Origin of the sequence: Leptolyngbya sp. ST-U4 (genome assembly GCF_039962215.1) — a bacterium.
Lineage (GTDB): Bacteria > Cyanobacteriota > Cyanobacteriia > Elainellales > Elainellaceae > Leptolyngbya_A.
This window is the reverse complement of sequence record NZ_JAMPKZ010000079.1, coordinates 1-4,912: the sequence shown is the minus strand read 5'-3', so window position 1 is coordinate 4,912 and position 4,912 is coordinate 1. Positions and strand designations below refer to the sequence as shown.

Annotated in this window: 6 protein-coding genes and 1 pseudogene; 3 read left to right on the top strand and 4 right to left on the bottom strand. The window is 47.1% G+C overall.

All coding sequences use genetic code 11. The features are described from left to right. Together NDA02_RS28080 and NDA02_RS28075 are read left to right on the top strand one after the other, a co-directional pair. A pseudogene (locus tag NDA02_RS28080) lies at positions 1–159 on the top strand (IS6 family transposase); the annotation flags it as partial. Positions 160–219: 60 nt separating this feature from the next. Further along, the gene (locus tag NDA02_RS28075) at positions 220–765 is read left to right on the top strand and encodes a hypothetical protein (protein WP_348256291.1); all 546 of its coding nucleotides are present in this window, start codon (positions 220–222) and stop codon (positions 763–765) included. 68 nt (positions 766–833) lie between these two features. On the opposite strand, the gene NDA02_RS28070 is transcribed toward NDA02_RS28075, so the two are convergent. Then, positions 834–1,814 (bottom strand): AraC family transcriptional regulator, encoded by a 981-nt coding sequence (locus tag NDA02_RS28070; protein WP_190789594.1) that lies wholly within the window; start codon positions 1,812–1,814, stop codon positions 834–836. Between the two features lie 60 nt (positions 1,815–1,874). Here NDA02_RS28070 and NDA02_RS28065 point away from each other — a divergent pair, with 60 nt between their 5' ends. Then, positions 1,875–2,771 carry an NmrA family NAD(P)-binding protein gene (locus NDA02_RS28065; protein WP_190789593.1) on the top strand — a complete coding sequence of 299 codons (897 nt, stop codon included), beginning with the start codon at positions 1,875–1,877 and terminating at the stop codon, positions 2,769–2,771. Positions 2,772–2,802: 31 nt separating this feature from the next. Here the strand turns inward: NDA02_RS28065 and NDA02_RS28060 are convergent, their stop codons facing one another. From NDA02_RS28060 to NDA02_RS28050, 3 genes are all read right to left on the bottom strand, one after another. After that, the gene (locus NDA02_RS28060) at positions 2,803–3,006 is read right to left on the bottom strand and encodes a hypothetical protein (RefSeq protein ID WP_348250032.1); all 204 of its coding nucleotides are present in this window, start codon (positions 3,004–3,006) and stop codon (positions 2,803–2,805) included. 167 nt (positions 3,007–3,173) lie between these two features. Continuing rightward, on the bottom strand, positions 3,174–3,449 hold the full coding sequence (locus NDA02_RS28055) for an HU family DNA-binding protein (protein ID WP_348256290.1): 276 nt from the start codon (positions 3,447–3,449) through the stop codon (positions 3,174–3,176). A 221-nt stretch (positions 3,450–3,670) separates the two neighbouring features. Further along, positions 3,671–4,912, bottom strand: coding sequence for a glycoside hydrolase family 140 protein (locus NDA02_RS28050; protein WP_348256289.1), 1,242 nt, complete (start codon positions 4,910–4,912; stop codon positions 3,671–3,673).

Genomic DNA, 4,912 nt, shown 5'->3' with positions numbered 1-4,912 from the left:
TCGATGATGGGATTCAAGTCCTTTAATAGTGCTAGAAGAACCTTGAGAGGAATTGAAGCGATGAACATGATTAGAAAAGGACAAGTGAAAGGGATAGAACAAGGGGATAGTGTGTCTCAAGTAAGGTTTATTGAATCAATCTTTGGAATTGCTGCATAGAACAGAGCGAATGATGTAGATTATTCAGCGTTAAAAATTCTTGCGACAGAACCCAAAGACTTGACCTTTGACAAAACCTTGTCTGCTGATACGCCTGAACCGAAATGGGCGGGTCAGATTGAACAGTGTGTTTTTGGAACCGGAAACGGGTGGTTTGATGAAATTGTCTTCTTCCATCGGGCATCGGGTACCGTCATTTTCACCGATCTGATCATGGACTTTGACCCGGCCACTTTTTCATCGATCGCCCAGGTCACAACTCGGTGGAATCAGATGTATCGCCATACTCCACTTGGGATTCAACTCGCCCATACTCTAAACCGTTCGACTTTACGGAATGCCCTCCAGACGATTCGAGCATGGCAGCCTGAACGGGCGATCGTAGCTCGTAGTCCCTGGTTATGCATGGAGGGTAAACAACAGGTCGCAGACTTTTTGGATTCTGCTTTTGATTGGCTCGCCCCACAACCCGCCATTGTTGAATCTGTAATGACGATAGTCCGTCTTCTAATTCTCTTTCTAATTGTCTTGCCAATTCACGTACTGATTGTGTTAATTGCCGACATCATCACTCCAAAACTAATAAACTGGAGTGGAAGTAAATAAATTTTAGAGTTCATCTTTAACTACAAATTACGGTTAAAGATTGGCGGTAGGTTAACAATCAAGCAAAATCATGACACTACAGATTGCTTGCGATATTGATTTGGTGGCTGTCCCATCTGACGCTTAAACGCTTTGCTAAACGCTGTTTCAGACTCATACCCTACTCGTTCAGCAACCTCTCCTACCGTCAAATTGCTCGATCGCAACAACTCAACTGCCCGAATCATTCGCCAACGGGTAATGTATTGCAGCGGTGCTTCTCCCATTAACCACTTGAATCTCGCTGCAAATCCAGAACGTGACATATTCACCCGTTTCGCCAAATTTTCTACGGTCCAGTTTGTTTCAGGTTGATGGTGAATCAGAGCCAGAGCAATACTGATTTGTGGATCAACCAATCCACGCAACCAATTGCTATCATCCGGCTTCAGGCTACTGAGATAGGCTCTTACTGCCTGAATGAACACAATATTTGACAAGTAGGTAATCATCATTTCTGCACCCGGACGGTTCGATGCTGTTTCGCAGGCAATAAATTGCAGTGTGGAATCCAACCACTCTACCGCTCGTCCTTCTTCTCCTTTAATCAACAGCAACGGTGGCAGGGCAGAGAGTAAAGGATTGATCTCACGGTTTTCAAAACTGGCTTTACCACACAAAACAGTTGTTCCTGTTCCGCCACCACCATAGCTTAGTGTTAGTTGTCCTTGACAGGGGCGATGAGACAGCAATTCTCCCAGGGTTACGACCGGACTATCGGGGTGATCGCGCAAGACATGAGCAACGCCTGTTGGCAGCACCACCAAATCACCCCCCACCAACGGAATTTGTTCATCTACCCCTTCTACCTCCAGCCAGCAGTGACCGCGCATCACTACATGAAATGAGGCATCTGCCATCGCCTCAATCTGCACACCCCAAGGGGCTGAGAACTCGGAGCGACAATGGACGGTGCTGTCTAATTTGACAGATTTAAGAATTTCAGTCAGAGCATCCATCTGATTAGCAAGAATTGGACGATTGAATAGGAATAATAGCTTTTCTGCCATTCTATATCCAATTACTCAGGTTTATAACTGGAGGAAAGTTGAGTTTTTGGAGTCATACCAATGTCGATCGCAATTGCAGGAGCTACCGGAAATACAGGTGGACGGATTGCCCAACAATTGATTGAAGCTGGAGCAGATGTCACTGTTTTAGTAAGAAATTCCGAAAAGCTGAGTTCATTGGTTCGTCAAAATGCGACCGTCCATCAAGGTTCGTTGGAGGATATTCAGTTTGTGATTGAGGCAACCCAAGCTGCAGAAGCTCTGTATTGGGTTGTGCCGTACAACTTTGGTGCTTCCAATTTTCGGGCATATCAGCATCATGTGGGCAACGTTGCGGCGTCTGCTGTTAAAGCGAATCAAATCCCCTATGTAGTCAATCTTTCCAGTAACGGAGCTCATTTACCGCAGGGGATGGGTCCTATTTCTGGGTTGTATGAGGTTGAGCAGCAGTTGAATGCGGTTGCACAAAACATCGTCCACTTGAGACCGGGTTTTTTCATGGAAAACTATCTGATGCAGCTTGACCCAATTCGCAGTGCAAACAGTGTATTTTTACCCATTGCAAGCGATCGCCGTCTCGCCATAATTGCCACCCAGGATATTGCAGCCGTCGCAGCAGAGTTATTGTTGCAACGAAATTGGAGCGGACATTCTGTATTGGGATTGCATGGTCCTACTGATTTAAGCTTTGACGAAGCAGCAGCGATTTTGAGTCAAGAGTTAGGGCGATCGATTGTCCATGTGTCGATTACATCTGAGCAGTTTCGAGCAGAGTTATTGAGGATAGGCGCTAGTGAGAGTGTCGCGGCAGACTATGTAGAGATGTGGCAGAGTTTGAGCCATCCGGAGTATTCTCCCGCAGAACCGCGCACATCACAGACAACGACACCCACAACATTTTCTCAATTTGTGCGGGAACAATTATTACCCCATTTGAGCCAACTCATCCCTGCCTAGGCTAATTGAAGTTGAGGTAGGAGCGATCGCTTTACTGCCAACGCCAACCCAATGCCAGCGCGATCGCTCCCATTGCAACCATCAGCCCACCTGCCAATCGATAGGTCACATCTAAACCAACAACACTACTCAACGGTTGGCTGAGAATGGGTGAAACAAACTGACCCAGAAAAAAAGCGGTCGTTAATCCACCTAACACCACTCCCTTCTTGATGGGTTCGGTGAATACTCGCATTGTCCACCGCAGTTCTGCCCTGTCCCAGCGAACACCTAAGAAAAAGTAGGCTGCTCCATGTGGGTACTCCTACAGTACCCGCGCACAAGGATGCAAAACATGAGCCGATCGCCCTAACTTAAAGCGGTCGGCTGAGGCTACTGCTGCATTTATGCCTAAGAGGGTTCTTATTCTGAAACTTTGTCCTTGAACAGTTTGCCAGCCGAGAATGCCGGAACCTTGCTGGCGGGAATCGTCATCACTTCCCCAGTCTTGGGATTGCGTCCTTCTCGTTCCTGCTGCTGGCGTGGCTCAAATGTACCAAAGCCCACCAGCGTTACTTTTTCACCGGAAGAAACCGCTTCCATAATAGATTCGATCGCAGCCGTCGGAATGGCATCGGCTTCCTTCTTACTAACGTCTGCTTTTTCAGCGATCTTATCTACCAGTTCACCTTTGTTCATCGATATTTCAGCAATTCATTACCCAGAGTATAGTAAAGCGATCGAGTCTGAAACGTGCATCTTACTGTTAGGCTCCGATCGCTCCAGCTTCGCCCGCACCGGAGCCGGAACCACGCACAACCCACGATTGAGGTCAAATTCTTACCCTTCCGACGACATATACCAAAGCCGGAGCAGCCGCAAGCGCTGGCAATTGATCAAAGGCAAAGTATCTACTAGAATCACGTATCGCTATCTAAACCCAATATCCAATCATTTCCTCGTCCACGACTTGGGGGAGTAAATTCTTGTGAGTTTGCAATTTGCAGTTGACCAATCGCCCTCCTTGTTCCCTGTCTAGGGTCATACCAATAGGCACTAACGGTGTTCCCTCTTATCTTCTCCAGGTTTACAGTAATTGGCATTCCAGTTGGTGTATAGATAAATGCAAAGCTGCCATCCTCTGCTCTAGCGGCTTGAATGCGATTGCCCCCCTCCCCTGCATCGCTCATCAATAAGGATTGATCAGGTACCAGTTTAGTAAATGGTCTAGACTCAAATAGCTGCCGCAAATAGCCCATCTGAGTTGCACCCGGATGTTGAAGTGCTCCTCGCCAGGGAGTTCTTGCAGAAGATATCGGTCCACGACCAGGTTGCCACATTTGCCAAATGTTGTGGTTGCCATAGGTGTGACCACACGCCCCTGCCAACATTGACCAATACGCGGCTTTTCTAACATCAAACTCATCAAACCAACCATTTTCCGGCTTCCAGGCGATCGGATGGTCTTCATAACAGGGTTCTCCATCCAGGGTGGGCTTGATAGGAGTTAGCGCATAGTTGGCAGTCGTCGTTTCGTAGTTGGCAATATTGGGTTCACTGTGACCAGACTGGAACATATTAAAGTCTAACCAATCCTCGTTGTGGAACCATGTTGCTGAGTTATTGCCACCTTGAGGATGAAAGGTGATTAGATGGTTGCCCCGATCTCCTCGTTTTAAGCCCCTTGCCATTGATCGAATAATATTAAGATGAGTTTCATTTTCAGGACTGCGATCGCCCCCCAAAATCCAAATGATTGGTTTGTTTTTATAGCGGTTGCCTAAATATTCACCGAAGATGGCAGCATTCTCAGGAGTAAAAATTTCTGGTCCAACTCCCCACTTTTTATTCCACTTGTCGCCCCAAGTCGGCAGCATACCGATAAATAAGCCGCGTTTTTCTGCTTCGTCAACAACAAAATCAACATGACGAAAATAGGCTTCATTGGGTCGAGTTGGATCGTTCTGACTCAGGGGCACATCACCATAGGGATTGGGTTGTCCCAATCCGTCTAATTCTGCCAGCACCACTGCCTGAATGACAGTAAACCCTTTACTGGCACGATCCTGCAAATAAAGAACCGCTTCCTCTCGATTAAGGCGATGAAACAATTCCCAAGCCGTATCCCCCAGATAGAAGAACGGTTGCCCATCTACGTTCAA

Bases quoted from the DNA above. Each gene is read 5' to 3' on its own strand.
- NDA02_RS28070 (WP_190789594.1), bottom strand. From the start codon at position 1,814: ATGGCAGAAAAGCTATTATTCCTATTCAATCGTCCAATTCTTGCTAAT.
- NDA02_RS28065 (WP_190789593.1), top strand. From the start codon at position 1,875: ATGTCGATCGCAATTGCAGGAGCTACCGGAAATACAGGTGGACGGATT.
- NDA02_RS28060 (WP_348250032.1), bottom strand. From the start codon at position 3,006: ATGCGAGTATTCACCGAACCCATCAAGAAGGGAGTGGTGTTAGGTGGA.
- NDA02_RS28055 (WP_348256290.1), bottom strand. From the start codon at position 3,449: ATGAACAAAGGTGAACTGGTAGATAAGATCGCTGAAAAAGCAGACGTT.